Annotated in this window: 16 protein-coding genes; 2 read left to right on the forward strand and 14 right to left on the reverse strand. The window is 60.6% G+C overall.

Features of this window, described 5'->3' with window-relative positions:
- Positions 1–2: 2 nt before the first annotated feature.
- From cysW to ACE4QZ_RS26620, 7 genes are all read right to left on the reverse strand, one after another.
- Positions 3–875, reverse strand: coding sequence for a sulfate ABC transporter permease subunit CysW (gene cysW / locus ACE4QZ_RS26590; protein ID WP_279934617.1), 873 nt, complete (start codon positions 873–875; stop codon positions 3–5).
- Positions 876–886: 11 nt separating this feature from the next.
- Entirely contained in the window at positions 887–1,705 is an 819-nt protein-coding gene (cysT, locus tag ACE4QZ_RS26595; RefSeq protein WP_009683704.1) for a sulfate ABC transporter permease subunit CysT, read from the reverse strand.
- Between the two features lie 72 nt (positions 1,706–1,777).
- Entirely contained in the window at positions 1,778–2,785 is a 1,008-nt protein-coding gene (locus ACE4QZ_RS26600; protein ID WP_028697553.1) for a sulfate ABC transporter substrate-binding protein, read from the reverse strand.
- 50 nt (positions 2,786–2,835) lie between these two features.
- Complete coding sequence (gene oscA / locus ACE4QZ_RS26605) at positions 2,836–3,018, reverse strand: sulfur starvation response protein OscA (RefSeq protein ID WP_021783559.1); 183 nt, start codon at positions 3,016–3,018, stop codon at positions 2,836–2,838.
- A gap of 238 nt (positions 3,019–3,256) precedes the next feature.
- On the reverse strand, positions 3,257–6,322 hold the full coding sequence (locus ACE4QZ_RS26610) for an efflux RND transporter permease subunit (RefSeq protein ID WP_021783558.1): 3,066 nt from the start codon (positions 6,320–6,322) through the stop codon (positions 3,257–3,259).
- Positions 6,319–7,386, reverse strand: coding sequence for an efflux RND transporter periplasmic adaptor subunit (locus ACE4QZ_RS26615; protein ID WP_021783557.1), 1,068 nt, complete (start codon positions 7,384–7,386; stop codon positions 6,319–6,321). Before ACE4QZ_RS26615 ends, ACE4QZ_RS26610 begins: the two co-directional genes overlap by 4 nt.
- Positions 7,383–8,471, reverse strand: a complete 1,089-nt coding sequence (locus tag ACE4QZ_RS26620) for an efflux RND transporter periplasmic adaptor subunit (RefSeq protein ID WP_021783556.1) — start codon at positions 8,469–8,471, stop codon at positions 7,383–7,385. The genes ACE4QZ_RS26615 and ACE4QZ_RS26620 overlap by 4 nt, the downstream gene beginning before the upstream one ends.
- A gap of 313 nt (positions 8,472–8,784) precedes the next feature.
- On the opposite strand from ACE4QZ_RS26620, the gene ACE4QZ_RS26625 reads away from it, so the two are divergent.
- The gene (locus ACE4QZ_RS26625) at positions 8,785–9,240 is read left to right on the forward strand and encodes an REP-associated tyrosine transposase (protein ID WP_021783555.1); all 456 of its coding nucleotides are present in this window, start codon (positions 8,785–8,787) and stop codon (positions 9,238–9,240) included.
- Positions 9,241–9,349: 109 nt separating this feature from the next.
- On the opposite strand, the gene ACE4QZ_RS26630 is transcribed toward ACE4QZ_RS26625, so the two are convergent.
- From ACE4QZ_RS26630 to ACE4QZ_RS26660, 7 genes are all read right to left on the reverse strand, one after another.
- Entirely contained in the window at positions 9,350–10,243 is an 894-nt protein-coding gene (locus ACE4QZ_RS26630; RefSeq protein WP_021783554.1) for an ABC transporter permease subunit, read from the reverse strand.
- Positions 10,240–11,160: an ABC transporter permease subunit gene (locus ACE4QZ_RS26635; protein ID WP_021783553.1), complete on the reverse strand. Its 921-nt coding sequence runs from the start codon at positions 11,158–11,160 to the stop codon at positions 10,240–10,242. Before ACE4QZ_RS26635 ends, ACE4QZ_RS26630 begins: the two co-directional genes overlap by 4 nt.
- Positions 11,157–12,299, reverse strand: a complete 1,143-nt coding sequence (potA, locus tag ACE4QZ_RS26640) for a polyamine ABC transporter ATP-binding protein (RefSeq protein WP_021783552.1) — start codon at positions 12,297–12,299, stop codon at positions 11,157–11,159. Before potA ends, ACE4QZ_RS26635 begins: the two co-directional genes overlap by 4 nt.
- A gap of 72 nt (positions 12,300–12,371) precedes the next feature.
- The gene (locus ACE4QZ_RS26645; protein ID WP_021783551.1) at positions 12,372–13,466 is read right to left on the reverse strand and encodes a polyamine ABC transporter substrate-binding protein; all 1,095 of its coding nucleotides are present in this window, start codon (positions 13,464–13,466) and stop codon (positions 12,372–12,374) included.
- Positions 13,467–13,622: 156 nt separating this feature from the next.
- A complete protein-coding gene (locus ACE4QZ_RS26650; protein ID WP_021783550.1) occupies positions 13,623–14,720 on the reverse strand; it encodes a polyamine ABC transporter substrate-binding protein in 1,098 nt (365 codons plus the stop codon).
- 168 nt (positions 14,721–14,888) lie between these two features.
- Entirely contained in the window at positions 14,889–16,250 is a 1,362-nt protein-coding gene (locus ACE4QZ_RS26655; RefSeq protein WP_021783549.1) for an aspartate aminotransferase family protein, read from the reverse strand.
- 48 nt (positions 16,251–16,298) lie between these two features.
- Positions 16,299–17,657: a glutamine synthetase family protein gene (locus ACE4QZ_RS26660; RefSeq protein WP_003253727.1), complete on the reverse strand. Its 1,359-nt coding sequence runs from the start codon at positions 17,655–17,657 to the stop codon at positions 16,299–16,301.
- Between the two features lie 574 nt (positions 17,658–18,231).
- Between ACE4QZ_RS26660 and ACE4QZ_RS26665 the strand changes: the two genes are divergently transcribed.
- Positions 18,232–19,608 carry a glutamine synthetase family protein gene (locus ACE4QZ_RS26665; RefSeq protein ID WP_021783548.1) on the forward strand — a complete coding sequence of 459 codons (1,377 nt, stop codon included), beginning with the start codon at positions 18,232–18,234 and terminating at the stop codon, positions 19,606–19,608.
- Positions 19,609–19,667: the final 59 nt, after the last annotated feature.

The following is a 19,667-nucleotide window of genomic DNA, read 5'->3' on the forward strand; positions in this document are numbered from 1 at the left end:
AATCATTCCTCCGCGGCGCTGTGGCGCAGGCGGTTAATACGGTTCTCGCTCCACTGCTTGAGCAGCAGGATGAAGAGCGCCAGGATCAGCAACAGGCTGGCCACGCTGAAGGCCGCGACGTAGTTGTACTCGTTGTAGAGAATCTCCACATGCAGCGGCAAGGTGTTGGTCACGCCACGGATGTGGCCCGACACCACCGACACCGCGCCGAACTCGCCCATGGCCCTCGCGGTGCACAGCACCACGCCGTAAATCAGGCCCCATTTGATGTTCGGCAGTGTGACGTGCCAGAACATCTGCCAGCCGTTGGCACCGAGCAGCCGTGCAGCCTCCTCCTCTTGCGTGCCCTGCTCCTGCATCAGCGGGATCAGCTCACGGGCCACGAACGGTACGGTAACGAAAATGGTCGCCAGGACAATGCCAGGCAGGGCGAACACGATCTGGATATCGTGGTCCTGCAGCCACGGACCGAACAGGCCTTGCGCGCCAAACATCAGCACGTAGACCAAGCCGGCGATCACGGGCGACACCGAGAACGGCAGGTCGATCAGGGTGACCAGGATGCTCTTGCCACGGAAGGTGTACTTGCTCACGCACCATGCAGCGCTTACGCCAAATACCAGGTTCAGCGGCACCGAGATAGCCACGGCGAGCAGGGTCAACTTCAGCGCCGACAACGCATCGGGTTCGAAAATCGCCTCGAAGAAGGTGCCAAAACCGTTCTTCAGCGCCTGGGATACCACGATCACCAGCGGCAGCAGCAGGAACACGGTGAACACCAGCCAGCCAAGGCCGATCAGGGTACGCCGCGCTGTGGCACTGCCACGGCGGGCGGCGTTGGCTGCGGCACTTGCACTCAGGGATGAACTGGACATGCCGGCCTCCTTCAAGGGGTTTCGATGCGGCGCTGCAGCAGGTTGATCAGCAGCAGCAGGATGAAGGAAACCACCAGCATCAGCACGCCGATGGCGGTCGCGCCGGTATAGTCGTACTGGTCGAGTTTGACCATGATCAACAGCGGCAGGATCTCGGTCTTCATCGGCATGTTGCCGGCAATGAAGATCACCGAACCATACTCGCCTACGCCACGGGCGAAGGCCAGGGCGAAGCCGGTGAGCCATGCCGGCAGCAGGGCCGGCGCCAGGATGTGGCGGAACACCTGCAATGGCTTGGCCCCCAGGCAGGCTGCAGCCTCTTCCACTTCACGCGGGATGTCGGCCAGTACCGGCTGCACCGTGCGCACCACGAACGGCAGGGTCACGAAGGTCAGTGCCAGAGTGATGCCCAGCGGGGTGTAGGCGATCTTGAAGCCCAGGTCGGTGGCGAACTGGCCGACCCAGCCCTGCGGCGCGTACAGGGCAGTCAGGGCGATACCGGCAACGGCGGTGGGCAAGGCGAACGGCAGGTCGATCATGGCATCGATGACCTTGCGCCCGGGGAAGGTGTAGCGCACCAGCACCCAGGCCAGCAGGGTACCGATCACACCGTTGATGATGGCGGCGAACAGGGCGGTGCCGAAACTCAGCTTGAGCGCGGCGATCACCCGCGGCGCACTGATGATGTTCCAGAACTGCTCGAAGGTCAGCTGCGAGGCATGGATGAACATGGCCGCCAGCGGTATCAGCACGATCAGGCTGAGGTACACCAAGGTGTAGCCCAGCGTCAGCCCGAAGCCGGGTATGACGGGGGAGATGCGACGTGACATAAATATCCCTGGTTGAACGCACTTGGCCCGGAGAGTTTCCGGGCAAGTGCAGGCTTCTGAATCTTGGGGCCCTTACTGTGCCTGATAGATCTGGTCGAACACACCGCCATCATTGAAGAATTTCGGTTGTGCAGCCTTCCACCCACCAAAGTCCTTGTCGATGGTCACCAGGTCCAGTTTCGGGAACTGCTTGCCGAACTCCGCAGCGACTTTCTCGTCACGCGGGCGGTAGAAGTTCTCGGCGGCAATCTTCTGCCCGGCCGGGCTGTACAGGTGCTTGAGGTATTCGGTGGCAATCTCGGTATTGCCCTTCTTCTCGGCGTTCTTGTCGACCACGGCCACTGGCGGCTCGGCCAGGATCGACAGCGACGGCACGACAATGTCGAACTTGTCGGCACCACCGTCTTCCTTCAGGGCCAGGAAGGCCTCGTTTTCCCAGGCCAGCAACACGTCGCCCTGGCCGTTGTTGACGAAGGTGATGGTCGAACCACGGGCGCCGGTATCCAGCACCGGGACGTGCTTGAACAGCTCCTGCACATACGCCTTGGCCTTCTCTTCGCTACCGCCGGCCTTCAGGCCGTAGGCCCACGCCGCGAGGAAGTTCCAGCGGGCACCGCCAGAGGTTTTCGGGTTCGGGGTGATGACCGACACATCCTTCTTGATCAGGTCGCCCCAGTCCTTGATGCCTTTCGGGTTGCCCTTGCGCACCAGGAACACGATGGTCGAGGTGTACGGGGTGCTGGCGTCAGGCAGGCGGGTCTGCCAGTCCTCGGGCAGGGTCTTGCCAAGCTTGGCCACTTCGTCGATGTCACCGGCCAGGGCCAGGGTCACCACGTCAGCGCGCAGACCGTCGATCACCGCACGGGCCTGCTTGCCCGACCCCCCATGGGATTGCTGGATTTTCACCTTGTCGCCCGGGTGTGCCTGTTGCCAGTGCTTGATGAACTCGGCGTTGTACTGCTGGTAAAGCTCACGGGTCGGGTCGTAGGACACGTTGAGCAGTTCGTAGTCCTTGGCGATGGCGGAACCGGCAAAAACAGCACTGGCCAGGGCGGCGAGCGCATAACGGCGGATGGACATGGTGAAGCTCCCGATTGGCATTTTTCTAGTTTTGGATGTTGTGGCGCCGATCAGCCGGGCTTGTTGCCGGGCTGTTGCAGGCGGAACTTCTCCTTGCGCTCGATCTGTACGACCTGAGCGTTGTGCACGGTGATCTCCACCGCACCGAAACGCAGGTCGCGCAAGGCGCTCTGGATTTCACGCAAGAGGGTGGCTTCGTCCTGGCCGTCGATGCTACGCAGAGATGCACTCATGCTCGTTCTCCTTGGAGTGAGGGCGCCGGGCAGAGGTTTGAAGAGGATTTGCGCCTGGCTTGAGGGCAATAGTAGTGAGGCGCGGTTATTCTTAAAAATACTGTTTAAGCATTTTTATATAACCAAAATCAGATCACGATTTTGCAGGCGACAAAATACCTCTGTGGAAGCGGGCGTGCCCGCGAATGCGGCAGTGAATCCACCATCGCATTCGCGGGCACGCCCGCTCCCACAGGGTTCAGCGCTGGGTTTTGGTACTGTTTTCAGGCTCGCGAATCTTGTACCAGGCCACGTACAGCGCCGGCAGGAACAGCAGCGTCAGCAAGGTGGCCACGATGATCCCGCCAATCATGGCGTAGGCCATGGGGCCCCAGAACACCTCGCGGGCAATCGGGATCATGCCCAGGCTCGCCGCCGCCGCCGTCAGCAGGATTGGCCGGCGCCGGTGGTTGGTGGCCTCTACAACCGCATCCCACGGCGACAGGCCATGGGCTTCGAACTCGTCTATCTGGGTCACCAGAATCACTGAGTTACGAATAATGATGCCAGCCAGCGCAAGGATGCCGAGGATCGCCACGAAGCCCATCGGCGTCCCCGTGGGCACCAGCGCCAGCACCACGCCGATCAACCCCAGCGGCGCCACGCTGACCACCAGAAACAGCTTCTGCACGCTGTGCAGCTGGATCATCAGGAAGGTCGCCATCAGGAACAGCATCAGTGGGATGACCTTGGCGATCGGCCCCTGGGCCTTGCTGCTTTCTTCAACCGTACCACCCGTGGCCACTTCGTAACCGACCGGCAGCTTGCTGGCGAACTCGTCAATTTTTGGCTTCAGCTGGGCCACCAGGTCAGTGGGCTGAATGTCGCCATTGACCGAGGCCTTGATGGTAATGGTCGGCTTGCGGTCGCGGCGCCATACCAGCGGCTGTTCCAGTTCGTAGCGCACGGTGGCGAACGAAAGCAACGGGATCGACGTGCCGTTAGGGGTAAGAATTTGCAGGTTCTGCAGGGTATCAGGCGAGCCACGCTCGCTGTCTTCGGCGCGGGCGACCACATCGACCAGGTAGATGTTGTCGTTGACCTGGGTGATCTGCACGCCACTGACGATGCTGTTCATCACATTGGCAACATCTTCGGACGACAGGCCCAGCTGGCGTGCCTTGTCCTGGGCAATTTCCACGCGCAGCACCTTACCCGGCTCGTTCCAGTCGTAGATCATCTCGCCGATGTGCTCGTTCTGGTCGAGCAAGGTGGCCAGCTCGATGGCGTGTTTGCGTACCTGGTCGATGTCGGCACCGCTGACCCGGTACTGGATCGGCCGGCCCACTGGCGGGCCCATCTCCAGCGATTGCACGTTGGTGCCGACGCCGACGAATTCTTCATGCAGGATCTTCTGCAGGCGGTCCATCAAGGCCTGACGCTCTTCGAAGCCCTTGCTGACGATCACCAGCTGCGCGTAGTACGGGTTCTGCAACTGCTGGTCGAGGGGCAGGTAGAAGCGGATCGCGCCTTGGCCAATGTAGGTGCTCCAGTGCACCAGGTCCGGGTCGTCCTTGATCCGCGCCTCGAAGCGGTCGACCACCTTGCGAGTCTCCTCGATCGAAGCGTTCTGCGGCAGGTTGAGGTCGACGAGAATTTCCGGGCGGTCCGAGGACGGGAAGAACTGGTTCTGCACAAAACGCATGCAGAAGATCGACAGGGCGAACAGCACCACGGTGCCGATGATGGTCAACCAGCGGTTGCGCATGCACCACAGCAACCCGCCTTCAAATGCCCGCCCGACCCGGCCAGGCTCAGCTTCGTGGGCCTTGATCTTGTCGCTTTTGAGAATATGCACCCCAAGCACCGGCGCGAAGAAAACCGCCACCACCCACGACACGATCAGGGCCACGGCGATCACCGCGAACAGGGTGAACGTGTATTCACCCGCAGAGCTGGCGTTGAGACCGATAGGCACGAACCCGGCCACGGTCACCAAGGTGCCGGTAAGCATGGGGAAGGCTGTGGAGGTGTAGGCGAACGTCGCCGCCTGCTCCTTACTTTCGCCCATTTCCAGCCGCGTGACCATCACCTCCACGGTAATCATCGCATCGTCCACCAGCAGGCCAAGCGCAATGATCAGCGCCCCCAGCGAAATCCGCTGCATGGTGATGCCGCTGTACTCCATGAACACGAATACCATGGCCAGCACCAGCGGGATCGAGCAGGCCACCACCAGCCCGGCGCGCACGCCAAGACTGACAAAGCTCACAGCCAGCACGATCACCACCGCCTCGAACAGCGCGCTGGTGAAACCGCCGACCGCCTGCTTGACCACCACGGCCTGGTCAGAAACGGTGTGTACCCCGACACCCACCGGCAGGTCCTGGACCACCTGGTCCATGCGCTTTTTCAACGCTGCACCGAACACCTGGATGTTGCCGCCGGCCTTCATGCCGATGGCGAGGCCAATGGCTGTCTGGCCGTTGTAACGGAACATTGGCGAAGGCGGGTCGACGTAGCCGCGCTCGATGTCGGCGATATCAGCCAGGCGGAAGAAGCGGTCGTTGATCCTCAAGTTGACGGATTGCAGGTCTTTTTCCGAGGCAAACTGCCCGGACGTACGCACCGAGATGCGCTCCGGGCCGGCCTCGATCATGCCGGCCGGCGTCACCGCATTCTGTGCTTGAAGTGCCTGCATCACCTGGCGCTGATCAATGCCCAGGGCTGCCAGCTTGCGGGTGGAGAAGTTCAGGTACAGCACTTCGTCCTGGGTGCCGACCAGCTCGATCTTGCCGATGTTGGGTACATCGCGGACCTCGGCCCGCGCCTGTTCCACGTAGTCCCGCAGTTGGCGCAGGGTCAGGCCGTCAGCGGTAAAGGCATAGATCGAGCCGAATACATCACCGAATTCGTCGTTGAAGCCCGGCCCCTGAATACCAGCGGGAAATTCGCCACGAATATCCTGGATCTTCTTGCGCACCTGATACCAGATATCCGGAATGTCCTTGGCCTTGGTGGTGTCGCGAAGGTACACGTAGACCGTGGACTCGCCGGGGCGGGTGTAGCTTTTGGTGTAGTCGAGCGAGTCGAGTTCCTCGAGCTTCTTCTCGATGCGGTCAGTAACCTGGTACAGGGTTTCGTCCTGGGTCGCACCGGGCCAGCGGGTCTGGATGACCATGGTCTTGATAGTGAACGACGGGTCTTCCTCTCGGCCCAGGTTGAAGTAGGAAAAAATCCCCATCAACAGGCTAACGAACATCAGGTACCAGACGAACGATTGATGCTTGAGTGCCCAGTCGGACAGGTTGAAGCTTCCTTTCATTGCGCATCCTCGTCGAAGGTGACCTTCTGGCCAGGCTTGAGGCTGTTGACGCCGGCTGTGACCACGCGTTCACCAGGCTGCACGCCGGAGCTCAGTACGATGCTGTCAGCGGTGCGGTCGATCAGCGCTACGTCACGGGTGGCCACGGTCTTGTGCTGCGTATCGATCACCCATACCTGGGTCTTGCCGTCACGCTCAAGCAAGGCACTCAGGGGCAGTTCGCTGCGCGGGGACACTTCCGAGCTAAGGGTCACACTGATGGAGGTGCCGAGGTGGAAGGCCGCCGGTGTGCTGGCCAGGGTCAGGCGAGCACGGCGGGTACGGGTGGTGGCATCAGCCTGAGGCTCCAGTTCGCGCAGGCTCGCTGTGGTGTTGATGGTCGGGTCCAGTTGCGAGGCAACAGTGAAGGTCAGGTCTTTGCTCAACTGCTCGGCCAGATCGATCGGCAGGTCGATGACCGCTTCCTTCACGTCCGGCCGGGCCAGGGTCACCACGGCTTGACCAGCGGTTACAGTTTGCCCGGCTTCGGCCTGCCACGCGGTAATCACGGCAGCGTGATCGGAACGCAGGGTGCTGTAGTCGAGCTGATCACGGGCCTGGCTGACGGCGGAGCGGGCCTGTTCCAACGCTGCGCTGGTGGTTTTTAGGTTGGTCTGGGCGATATCCAGCTGTGCCTGGGCACCAACCCCACGGTCATACAACTGCTGCTGGCGACGGGCATCGGCCTGGGCGTTGATCCACTGTGCCTGCACCTTGGCCAGATCGCCTTCGGCAGCGCGCAACTGGTTCTGCTGGTCGGTCGGGTCCAGGGTGGCCAAGGTGTCGCCCGGTTTCACCCGCGCCCCGACGTCCAGCCAGCGCCGGGCAATGCGCCCGGAAACCCGGAAGCCCAAGGTGCTTTCGAAGCGCGCCTGGATACTGCCGGCGAAACGGCCCAGCTGCGACTGCACCTGAGGTTCGACCTTGACCGACAGCACTGGCCGAATCGGCTCTGGTGCCTCTTCTTCACTACTACAACCCGCCAGCAGCACACCGGCCGAGAGCATCAGCAACAGACGCTTCATAGCTCACCCCCTGGGCTCTTGGCGTCGACCTTCTGTACCTGCATGCCGGGGTGCAGCAACTGGCCGCCGTTGACCACTACGGTCTCGCCGCCTTTCAGGCCGCTGGCGACCACAATCTTGCCGGTGAGGTAGCGGCGGATTTCGACTTTGCGCAGTTCCACCTTGTCGCCCTCGCCCACCACCCACACGGCAGGCTCATGCAGGGCCTTGGTCAGCGCCGACCATGGCAACTCGACGCTGGGCCGGCCCTGGGCATTGGTAGTGGCAGTAACCGGTGCCCCCAACTGCATCTCGGGCGGCACGTCCTTGAGCCCCACCTTGACCTGCACGGTGCCGCTTTGCGCGGACACGGTGGGGGTGATTTCGCGCACGAAGCCACGGGCCTGGACCTTGGGATCGTCCAGCAGGCTCACGACTACCCCGGCATCACTGGGCGGCGCCACCAGCAGCGACTCGTAGACGTTGAACACCGCATCGCGGTCGCCATCGACGGCCAGGCTGAAGATCGGCATGGTCGCCTGCACCACCTGGCCAACCTCGGCCTGGCGCTCGGTGATCACCCCGGCGGCCTCGGAGACCAGTGCGGTGTAGCTGAGTTGCTCATTGGCATTGGCCAGTTGCGCCTGGGCGGCCTTGAGTGCGCTCTGGTTGCTGCGCAGCGCGGCTTCAGCAGCATCGTATTCGCTCTGGCTGGTGTAGCCCTTGGGCAGCAGTTTCTGCTGGCGCACGAAGGCCGCACTGGTCTGGGTGACCCGCGCCTGCGCGGCGAAGACCTCGGCCTTGGCCGAGTCGACATTGTTCTGCAAGTCTTTCGGGTCCAGCCGTGCCAGCACCTGGTTGGCCTTGACGTGATCGCCCACGTCGACGCTACGCGAAATGATCTTGCCGCCAACGCGGAATGACAAATCTGTCTGCACCCGCGCCTGTACGTCGCCGGTCAGGGTGACCCTGGCAGCGAAATCGGTGGGTTGTACCTGCTGCACACCCACCCGAGGCAGTGTCTCGGGGACCTCTTCCTTGCTACAGCCGGTGAGCATGTACAACAACCCCAGACAGACGACCGACAGCGGACGCATCAACGCCATGCTGGCTCCTTGCTTGCGCACAAATGATTTGTGGGATGCGACTGTGAGCGTAGTTCAGGGTTCGATAAACATCACTGGCGGGGATCATTCCGGCATTTTCACAGCCGGTGCGGGCCTCTTCGCGGGTGAACCCGCTCCCACAGAGATCGTGCCTATGCTGAATTCTGTGCAGTACCTGTGGGAGCGGGTTCACCCGCGAATGGGCCGGTACAGGTACATATAACCTCTGCCATATCCAGAAACCATCCACTTCATTGCGCCGGCATCACAGTTACTACCTTTGGGAGGTCATCTGTTTGCAAGGAAGAACCTGATGCCCAGAGCTCAATCCCACCTGCTTCGTCGTGGTCGCTATTCAGAGCTCGGCAGACTCTATCTGCTGACCACCATTACCCATCAGCGCAAGCCGCTATTCGATGAATTCCACCATGCCCGCTTGGTCATTCATCAATTGCGGCAATCCGATCACGACCAAGCCTGCCGTTCACTGGCCTGGGTGTTGATGCCCGACCATCTGCATTGGCTGATCGAATTGAAAGGAGCAACGCTGGATACCTTGATGCGCAGGTTCAAGTCCAGGTCCAGTCTCGCGTTACATCAGGCGGGGGTTGAGCATCATCCGGTATGGCAGCCTGGATATCAGGACCGGGCACTGAGAAGGGAGGAAAGCATAGTGCATGTCGCCAGATACATAGTTGCCAACCCGTTGCGGGCCGGCTTGGCAAGAAGTGTCAGGGACTATCCACACTGGGATGCAGTCTGGCTTTGAATGTGTGCTGGGGGAATTCGCGGGTAAACCCGCTCCCACAGCGACCGCGCACATTTTAAAGGTTGTGCACTACGACTGTGGGAGCGGGCGTGCCCGCGAAAGGGCCGGCTCAGGCCGATGCAGCCACCTGCGCCGAGCGCTTGACCTGCGGCTGCGAAGCGTTGGCCGCAGCACCCTCTTCGATCGCCTGCTGAATCGCCTTGCGACGACGCTCTTCGGCCTGGCGGCTGAAGTACCAGACGAAGAAGGTCACCAGCGATACCGACAGCAATATCAGGCTGGCCACGGCGTTGATCTCCGGTTTCACGCCCAGGCGCACCGCCGAGAACACTTCCATCGGCAAGGTGGTCGAGCCAGGCCCGGAGACGAAGCTGGCCAGTACCAGATCGTCCAGCGACAGGGCGAACGACATCATGCCGCCCGCCGCAAGCGACGGTGCGATCATCGGGATGGTGATCAGGAAGAACACCTTCCACGGCTTGGCACCCAGGTCCATCGCCGCTTCCTCGATCGACAGGTCCAGCTCACGCAGGCGAGCCGACACCACCACCGCGACGTACGCCGCACAGAACGTAGTGTGGGCAATCCAGATGGTGACGACACCACGTTCCTGGGGCCAGCCGATCGACTGCGCCATGGCCACGAACAGCAGCAACAGCGACAGACCGGTGATCACCTCGGGCATTACCAGCGGCGCAGTGACCAGGCCACCGAACAGCGTGCGGCCCTTGAAGCGGGTGACGCGGGTCAGCACGAAGGCTGCCAGGGTACCCAGCGCCACCGCTGCCACCGCCGTGTAGCAGGCGATTTCCAGCGAGCGCATCACCGAACCCATCAGCTGGGTGTTGTCGAGCAGGCCGACGTACCACTTGATCGACCAGCCCCCCCACACCGTCACCAGCTTGGAGGCGTTGAACGAGTAGATCACCAGGATCAGCATCGGCAGGTAGATGAACAGCAAGCCGAGCACCAGCATCAGCTTGGAGAAACTGAAGCGTTTCATGCGCGGCCCTCCATCTCTTTGGCCTGGCTACGGTTGAACAGCAGGATCGGCACGATCAGGATCGCCAGCATTACCACCGCCAGGGCGGATGCTACCGGCCAGTCACGGTTGTTGAAGAACTCCTGCCACAGCACTTTACCGATCATCAGGGTTTCCGGGCCGCCCAGCAGTTCCGGGATCACGAACTCGCCCACCACCGGAATGAACACCAGCATGCAGCCGGCGATGATGCCGTTTTTCGACAACGGTACCGTGATCTTCCAGAAGCTGTTGAAGGTGCTCGAACCCAGGTCGGATGCAGCTTCGAGCAGGCTCGGGTCATGCTTCACAAGGTTGGCGAACAGCGGCAGGATCATGAACGGCAGGTACGAATAGACCACGCCGATGTACACCGCCAGGTTGGTGTTGAGGATTTGCAACGGCTGGTCGATCAACCCGGTCCACAGCAGGAAACCGTTGAGCAGGCCATTGTTGCTGAGGATACCCATCCAGGCATAGACGCGGATCAGGATCGCGGTCCAGGTTGGCATCATGATCAGCAACAGCAGGACCGTCTGGGTCTCCTTCTTGGCGTTGGCGATGGCGTAGGCCATCGGGAAGCCGATCAGCAGGCACAGCAGGGTGCTGAAGAACGCCATCTTCAACGAACCCAGATAGGCCGCGAGATACAGATCATCCTCGGTCAACAGCCCGTAGTTGGCCAGGTTGAGGACCAGCTGGATCTTGTCTTCGACGTAGGTGTAGATCTCGGTATAAGGCGGAATTGCCACATCAGCTTCGGCAAAACTGATCTTCAGGACGATGAAGAACGGCAGCATGAAGAACAGGAACAGCCAGATGAACGGCACGCCGATCACCAGATGCCGCCCCTCCGGGACCAGACGCTGGAAGGCTCGCTTGAGCTTGCGCAGTTTCATGACCGCAGTACCACGCCGCTGTCGTCTTCCCACCACACGTACACTTCATCGCCCCAGGTAGGACGAGCACCCTGGCGCTCGGCGTTGGCGACGAACGACTGGACGACCTTGCCGCTCGGCAGCTCCACATAGAACACCGAGTGGCCACCCAGGTAGGCGATATCGTGCACCTTGCCGCGCGACCAGTTGTGCTCGAACTCGGGCTGCTTGGTGGTTACCAGCAGTTTCTCCGGGCGCAGGGCGTAGGTGATGTGCTTGTCTTCAACCGAAGTGGTGATGCCGTGGCCCACGTAGATCTTGCGCTCCAGCTCCGGGCTGGCAATGATCGCGTAGCCTTCGGCGTCATCGACCACGTCACCTTCGAACAGGTTGACGTTACCGATGAACTCGCACACCAGGCGGCTGGTAGGTGTCTCGTAGATGTCCACTGGCGAGCCGATCTGGGCGATCCAGCCCAGGTGCATGATGGCGATGCGCTGGGCCATGGTCATGGCCTCTTCCTGGTCGTGGGTCACCATCACGCAGGTCACACCCACGCGCTCGATGATCTCGACCAGCTCCAGCTGCATCTGCGAACGCAGTTTCTTGTCCAGTGCACCCATCGGCTCGTCGAGCAGCAGCAGCTTGGGGCGCTTGGCCAGCGAGCGGGCCAACGCCACACGCTGACGCTGGCCGCCCGACAACTGGTGCGGCTTGCGCTTGGCGTACTGGGTCATGTGCACCAGCTTGAGCATCTCGGCCACGCGCGCATCAATCTCGGCCTTGGGCAGCTTGTCCTGCTGCAGGCCGAAGGCGATGTTCTGCGCCACGGTCATGTGCGGGAACAACGCGTAGGACTGGAACATCATGTTGATCGGCCGCTCGTAGGGCGGCATGTCGGTGATGTCGACGCCATCGAGGAAGATCCGCCCTTCGCTAGGGCGCTCGAAGCCGGCCAGCATGCGCAGCAAGGTAGACTTGCCGGAACCGGAGCCACCCAGCAAGGCGAAGATCTCACCCTTGCGAATTTCCAGGGACACATCGTCCACGGCTACCGTTTCGTCGAACTTTTTCGTGACCCGGTCGATCTTGACCAGCACCTGCTTGGGTTGCTGGTCACCCTCGAGGGCTTTTTTATAGGCACCGGAGGCAACTGCCATGAGTGAAACTCCCAACAAGATTTTTGTGCCCGCGCGGCCAGACCTGCAAAGGCCGCCGCGGGTCTGGATTTTTTACTTGCCCGACTTGACCTTGGTCCAGCTACGGGTCATCAGCCGTTGCACCTTGGGTGGCAACTCTGAGTTCACGAACATCTTGTTCAGCACTTCCTGCGGTGGGTAAACCGCAGCGTCAGTCCTCACGGCCTGGTCCATCAGGTCGCCAGCCTTGGGGTTCGGGTTGGCGTAACCGACGTAATCACTGACCTGGGCGATAACCTCAGGTTTCAGCAAATAGTTGATGAAGGCATGCGCCTCTTTGACGTTCTTGGCGTCCTTGGGGATCGCCAGCACGTCGAACCAGAGGTTGCCGCCTTCCTTGGGAATGGCGTAGGCCAGGTTCACGCCCTTCTTCGCTTCTTCAGCGCGAGCCTTGGCCTGGAACACATCACCCGAGAAACCTGCCGCGACGCAGATATCGCCGTTGGCCAGGTCGCTGATGTACTTGGACGAGTGGAAGTAGGTCACGTACGGGCGCACCGCCAGCAGCTTCTGCTCGGCCTTGGCGTAATCCTTGGGGTCGGTGCTGTTCGGGTTGAGGCCCATGTAGTTGAGCACCGCTGGCAGCATTTCGTCCGCCGAGTCGAGGAAGGCCACACCGCACTTGGAGAGCTTCTTCATGTTTTCGGGCTCGAACAGCACGGCCCAGGAGTCGATGGTATCCACGCCCAGCGCAGCCTTGACCTTGTCGACGTTGTAACCGATGCCGTTGGTGCCCCACAGATAAGGCACCGCGTACTGGTTACCCGGGTCGTTCTTTTCCAGGCGCTTCATCAGCGCCGGGTCGAGGTTGGAATAATTGGGCAGCAGGTTCTTGTCGAGCTTCTGGAACGCGCCCGCCTTGATCTGCTTGCCGAGGAAATGGTTGGACGGCACCACCACGTCATAGCCGGTGTTACCGGCCAGCAGCTTGCCTTCCAGGGTTTCATTGGAGTCGAACACGTCTTGCACAGGCTTGATGCCCGTGGCGCTCTCGAAGTCCGCGAGTGTGTTAGGGCCGATGTAGTCGGACCAGTTATAGAAGTGCACCGTCGGCGCCGCTTGGACGCTGCATGCCAGCGTCAGGCCCGCGCCAGCCATCAAGGCCTTGCGGAATACAGAAATAGACAAGTGGGGGTCCTCACAATCAGTGCCTGGGTAGCGACAATGCTGCCGCACACGCAAAACCGGCGCGCAACTTAACTTCGCAGCTTCGATGCCGCAATCATCAATTACCTTTCAATGGCTCTGGGCCAGGAAACCCAGCCCAGAGCTGTCGCATCAGGCTTACTTGCCCGACTTGATCTTCGTCCAGCTGCGGGTGATCACTCGCTGCACAGAAGCGTCAGGCGCAGCGATCGCGTACAACTTCTTCTTCACTTCGGCAGGCGGGTAGATGCTCGGGTCGCTGGTGATGTCTTTGTCCACGAACTGGGTGGCAGCAGCGTTCCCGTTCGGGAAGCGCACGGCATTGGTGATTTCAGCCATGATTTCCGGCTGCATCAGGAAATTCATGAACTGGTAGGCAGCGTCTTTATGCTCGGCATCTTTCGGGATGGCGACCATGTCGTAGAAGGTACCGGCACCTTCCTTCGGAATGACGTAGTCCACTTTTACCTTGTCGCCCGCTTCATGGGCACGGGCCTTGGACTGCTCCAGGTCACCCGAGTAACCGACGGCTACACAGATGTTGCCGTTGGCCATGTCGCCAATGTACTTGGACGAGTGGAAATAGGTGATCGAAGGACGGATCTTGAGGAACAGGTCTTCGGCGGCTTTCAGGTCTTCTTTCTTGGTGCTGTCGGTCGGTTTGCCGAGGTAGTGCAGCGCAGCCGGGAGCATTTCGGTCGGGGCGTCGAGGAAACTCACGCCGCAGCTCTTGAGCTTGGCGATGTTCTCAGGCTTGAACACCACGTCCCACGAATCGATCTTGTCCACACCCAGCGCAGCCTTGACCTTCTCCGGGTTGTAGCCGATGCCGATCGAGCCCCACATATAAGGGAAGGCATGCTTGTTGCCCTTGTCGCTGGCATCGCCAACGGCCTTGAGCAGGTCGGGGTCAAGGTTCTTCCAGTTCGGTAGTTTCGAACGGTCCAGCTCCTCGTACACACCCGCCTTGATCTGCTTGGCCAGGAAGTTGTTCGACGGCACGACGATGTCATAGCCCGACTTGCCTGCCAGCAGCTTGGCTTCCAGGGTTTCGTTGCTGTCGAAGACGTCGTACTTGACCTTGATACCCGTCTGCTTCTCGAACTTGGCGATGGTGTCCGGAGCGATGTAGTCCGACCAGTTATAGACGTTCAACACTTTGTCTTCAGCCTGAACAGCGGAGGCCATGGCGCCCATCAGGGCGGCGGCCAGCAACGTTTTGCCCATTTTATTCATGCGTAATGCTCCAGAATTTTTATTTAGCAACTGTCCAGCAGCCAGAACCCACGGTGCAGAGCGCGCGGCGACTGAAACAGCCGCTAGTCTGGCAAGTTACAAGGCCCTGTATCAAGGAAAGCAGGGCCATGTAACGGCTTAATGTCACAACGCTAGCCTAGCAAACGCTTATCGAATCGCCTCAAGGGTAAGATCCAGGCACTTGCGTGCCTTTTCCACCAGTTCGTCGATCTCCGCATGGCTGATTACCAGCGGCGGCGCGATGATCATGGTGTCACCCACCGCACGCATGATCAGGCCGTTCTCAAAGCAGAAGGTGCGACAGATCATGCCCACGCCTTTGCCTTCGTAACGGCTGCGGGTGGCCTTGTCCTTGACCAGCTCGATCGCACCCAGCATGCCCAGGCCGCGCACTTCACCCACCAGAGGATGGTCCTGCAGCTCGCGCAAACGCTTTTGCAAATACGGTGCCGTATCCGTGCGCGCCTTCTCGACAATTTTCTCGTCACGCAGGATGCGCAGGTTTTCCAGGCCCACCGCGGCCGCCACCGGGTGGCCGGAGTAGGTGAAACCGTGGTTGAAGTCGCCGCCTTCGCTGATCACCTTGGCCACGGTGTCACGCACGATCACACCGCCCATGGGGATGTAACCAGAGGTCAGGCCTTTCGCGATGGTCATCAGGTCGGGCTTGAGGTCGTAGTAGTCAGAGCCGAACCACTCGCCGGTACGGCCGAAGCCGCAGATCACCTCGTCGGCGACGAACAGGATGTCGTACTTGGCAAGGATCTCCTTCACCTTGGGCCAGTAGGTTTCCGGCGGGATGATCACGCCACCTGCGCCCTGGATCGGCTCGGCGATGAAGGCAGCGACGTTGTCTTCGCCGACTTCGAGGATCTTCTTCTCCAGCTGCTCGGCAGCCCAGACACCGAATTCGTCAGGGGTCATGTCGCCGCCCTCGCCGAACCAGTAAGGCTGAGGGATGTGAACGATACCCGGGATCGGCAAGCCACCCTGCTCGTGCATGCCGCTCATGCCACCCAGGCAAGCACCGGCGAAGGTGGAACCGTGGTAACCGTTGATACGGCCGATGATGGTCTGCTTGTGCGGTTTGCCCTTAAGCGCCCAGTAGTGACGCACCATGCGCAGCACAGTGTCGTTGCCTTCGGAGCCGGAGCCGGTGAAGAACACATGGGTCATACCTTTCGGCGCCACTTCGGTGATCGCTTTGGCCAGCTCGAGCGCCGGCGGGTGAGCGGTCTGGAAGAACAGGTTGTAGTACGGCAGCTCGCGCATCTGTTTTTCTGCCGCCTGCACCAGCTCTTCACGGCCGTAGCCGACCGCCACGCACCATAGACCGGCCATGCCGTCGAGGATCTTGTGCCCCTCGCTATCCCACAAATGCACACCCTGGGCCTTGGTGATGATGCGCGGCCCCTTCTCCTTCAGTTGCTTGTAGTCACTGAAGGGTGCGAGGTGATGCTCCCCGCTCAGGGTTTGCCATTCACGGGTTTGCGGGTTGTTGACGCTCATGTGCTTCTCCGTTATTGGACCGCCGCGCTCCTGCGGCACCAGGGTTGATCAGACAGCGAACAGCAGGAACTCACGCTCCCAGGAACTGATGACGCGCTTGAAGTTTTCGTGCTCGGCGCGCTTGGTGGCGACATATCCGGTAATGAATTTCTTGCCCAGGTACTGCACCAGCGCACGGCTGTTTTCCATGCGTTCCAGGGCGTCTTCGATGGTCAGGGGCAGGCGCAGGTTGCGGCGTTCGTAACCACGGCCCTGCACTGGCGCGCTGGCCTCGATACCTTCGACCATGCCGATGTAGCCACACAGCAGGCTGGCGGCGATGGCCAGGTAAGGGTTGGCGTCGGCGCCCGGCAGGCGGTTTTCGACGCGCCGGCTTTGCGGGCCGGCATCCGGTACGCGCAGGCCGACGGTGCGGTTTTCTTCGCCCCACTCCACGTTCACCGGCGCCGAGGTGTCGGGCAGGAAGCGGCGGAACGAGTTGACGTTGGGCGCGAACAGCGGCAGCGCCTCGGGGATGAACTTCTGCAGGCCGCCGATGTGGTTGAGGAACAGCTCGCTCATGCTGCCGTCTTCATTGCTGAAGATGTTCTTGCCGGTCGCCACGTCGACCACGCTCTGGTGAAGATGCATGGCACTGCCCGGCTCGCCGGTCATCGGTTTGGCCATGAAGGTGGCGGCCACGTTGTGCTTGAGCGCCGCCTCGCGCATGGTGCGCTTGAACACCAGGATCTGGTCGGCCAGGTGCAGGGCGTCGCCGTGACGGAAGTTGATTTCCATCTGCGCCGTGCCGTCTTCGTGGATCAGCGTGTCGAGGTCCAGTTGCTGCAGCTCGCACCAGTCGTAGACATCTTCGAACAGCGGGTCGAATTCGTTGGCAGCTTCGATCGAGAACGACTGACGGCCGGTTTCCGGGCGACCTGAACGGCCGACCGGGGGCTGCAACGGAAAGTCCGGGTCCTCGCTGCGCTTGGTCAGGTAGAACTCCATCTCGGGGGCGACGATCGGCTGCCAGCCCTTGTCGGCGTAGAGCTTGAGCACTTTTTTCAGCACGTTGCGCGGCGACAGTTCGACCGGGTTGCCCTTCTTGTCGTAGGTGTCGTGGATGACCTGTGCGGTCGGTTCGATAGCCCACGGCACGAGGAACACGGCGTTCTCGTCAGGGCGGCAGATCATGTCGATGTCTGCCGGGTCGAGCAGTTCGTAATAGATGTCGTCGTCGACGTAGTCACCGGTCACGGTCTGCAGCAGCACGCTCTCGGGCAGCCGCATGCCTTTTTCGGCGATGAATTTGTTGGTTGGCGAAATCTTGCCGCGCGTGATGCCGGTCAGGTCGCTGATCATGCATTCGACTTCGGTAATCTTGTGCTCTTTCAACCAATCGGTGAGCTGGTCGAGGTTGTTACTCATAAATACCTCAGGAGGTAAGGTGGTCCACGACTTGATTCTGGATGGAGTAGATTGCTAAAGCAAAAACCCACGCGCAGAGCCACAGTGGATACACTGAAATCAGCTGTGTCCGTAATGAGTTCAAAAGGCAGGAAGACGAAGCGAAGGGCGGCAAGCCGCTGCGAGGACCGGTCCGGGAACGCGAAACGTCAATTATTGCGGCCAGGGCGACCACGCCATTGACGAAGCTTGCAAAAATGACGGAAGTGCCTGTTGGCACTGCGCAGGCAGTGCTTTCAGGTCGCGGCAAGCGGACCATGTGACCCTCGTATTATTGTGTTCTGGGTTGAGACCGAGCTTAGCCTTGTTCATTTTTTTACACAACACCTCCGTAAAAAATAAAACACGGCGCACCGGAGATAGCCCTTTACGCAGGAAATAGCGGATAATGGTTTGCCCCGATATGCAGCAAATCTGCCGTAGATGTGCCATTTCAGGGCATCATGGGGTTGGCTTGACATCAGTATGGCTTTTCGATTGACTGGTCTTGCAAGCCCCCCTTGATTGATATTTTTAACAACAAAGGTGTTGCATCATGTCGGTACCCCCGCGTGCCGTTCAGCTTAACGAAGCGAACGCGTTCCTTAAGGAACATCCTGAGGTTCTCTACGTTGACCTTCTGATTGCAGATATGAATGGTGTGGTGCGTGGCAAGCGCATTGAGCGCACCAGCCTCCACAAGGTTTACGAGAAAGGCATCAACCTGCCGGCCTCCCTCTTCGCCCTGGACATCAACGGTTCCACCGTCGAAAGCACCGGGCTGGGCCTGGACATCGGCGATGCTGACCGCATCTGCTATCCAATCCCCGACACGCTCTGTAACGAGCCGTGGCAAAAGCGCCCCACCGCCCAGCTGCTGATGACCATGCACGAACTGGAAGGCGAGCCGTTCTTCGCCGACCCGCGCGAAGTGCTGCGTCAGGTGGTGACCAAGTTCGACGAACTGGGCCTGACTATCTGCGCCGCATTCGAACTGGAGTTCTACCTGATCGACCAGGAGAACGTGAACGGCCGCCCGCAGCCACCACGCTCGCCAATTTCGGGCAAGCGCCCGCAGTCGACCCAGGTGTACCTGATCGACGACCTCGACGAATATGCCGACTGCCTGCAGGACATCCTTGAAGGCGCGAAAGAACAAGGCATCCCGGCCGATGCCATCGTCAAGGAAAGCGCCCCGGCGCAGTTCGAAGTCAACCTGCACCACGTGGCCGACCCGCTCAAGGCCTGCGACTACGCGGTACTGCTCAAGCGGTTGATCAAGAACATCGCCTACGACCATGAAATGGACACCACTTTCATGGCCAAGCCCTACCCGGGCCAGGCAGGCAACGGCCTGCACGTGCACATTTCCGTGCTGGACAAAGATGGCAACAACATCTTCACCAGCGAGGATCCCGAGCAGAACGCCGCGCTACGTCACGCTGTCGGCGGTGTGCTCGAGACCCTGCCCGCGTCCATGGCATTCCTTTGCCCGAACGTCAACTCGTACCGCCGCTTTGGCGCGCAGTTCTACGTGCCGAACGCGCCAAGCTGGGGCCTGGACAACCGCACCGTGGCGCTGCGCGTGCCAACGGGTTCTGCGGACGCCGTGCGCATCGAGCACCGCGTAGCCGGTGCCGACGCCAACCCGTACCTGATGATGGCTGCGGTGCTGGCAGGCGTACACCATGGCCTGACCAACAAGGTCGAGCCGGGCGAGCCGATCGAAGGCAACTCGTACGAGCAGCTGGAGCAAAGCCTGCCGAACAACCTGCGCGATGCCCTGCGCGAGCTGGACGACAGCGAGATCCTGAACAAGTACATCGATCCGAAGTACATCGACATCTTTGTCGCGTGCAAGGAAAGCGAGCTGGAAGAGTTCGAGCACTCGATCTCCGACCTCGAGTACAACTGGTACCTGCATACCGTGTAAACAAAAACGCCGCCCCTCAAGGGCGGCGTTTTTTGTTTGAGACCGGTGTCGCCTGCTTC

The sequence above is a fragment of the Pseudomonas sp. DCA-1 genome (genome assembly GCF_046523955.1).
Taxonomy (GTDB): Bacteria; Pseudomonadota; Gammaproteobacteria; order Pseudomonadales; family Pseudomonadaceae; genus Aquipseudomonas; species Aquipseudomonas putida_Y.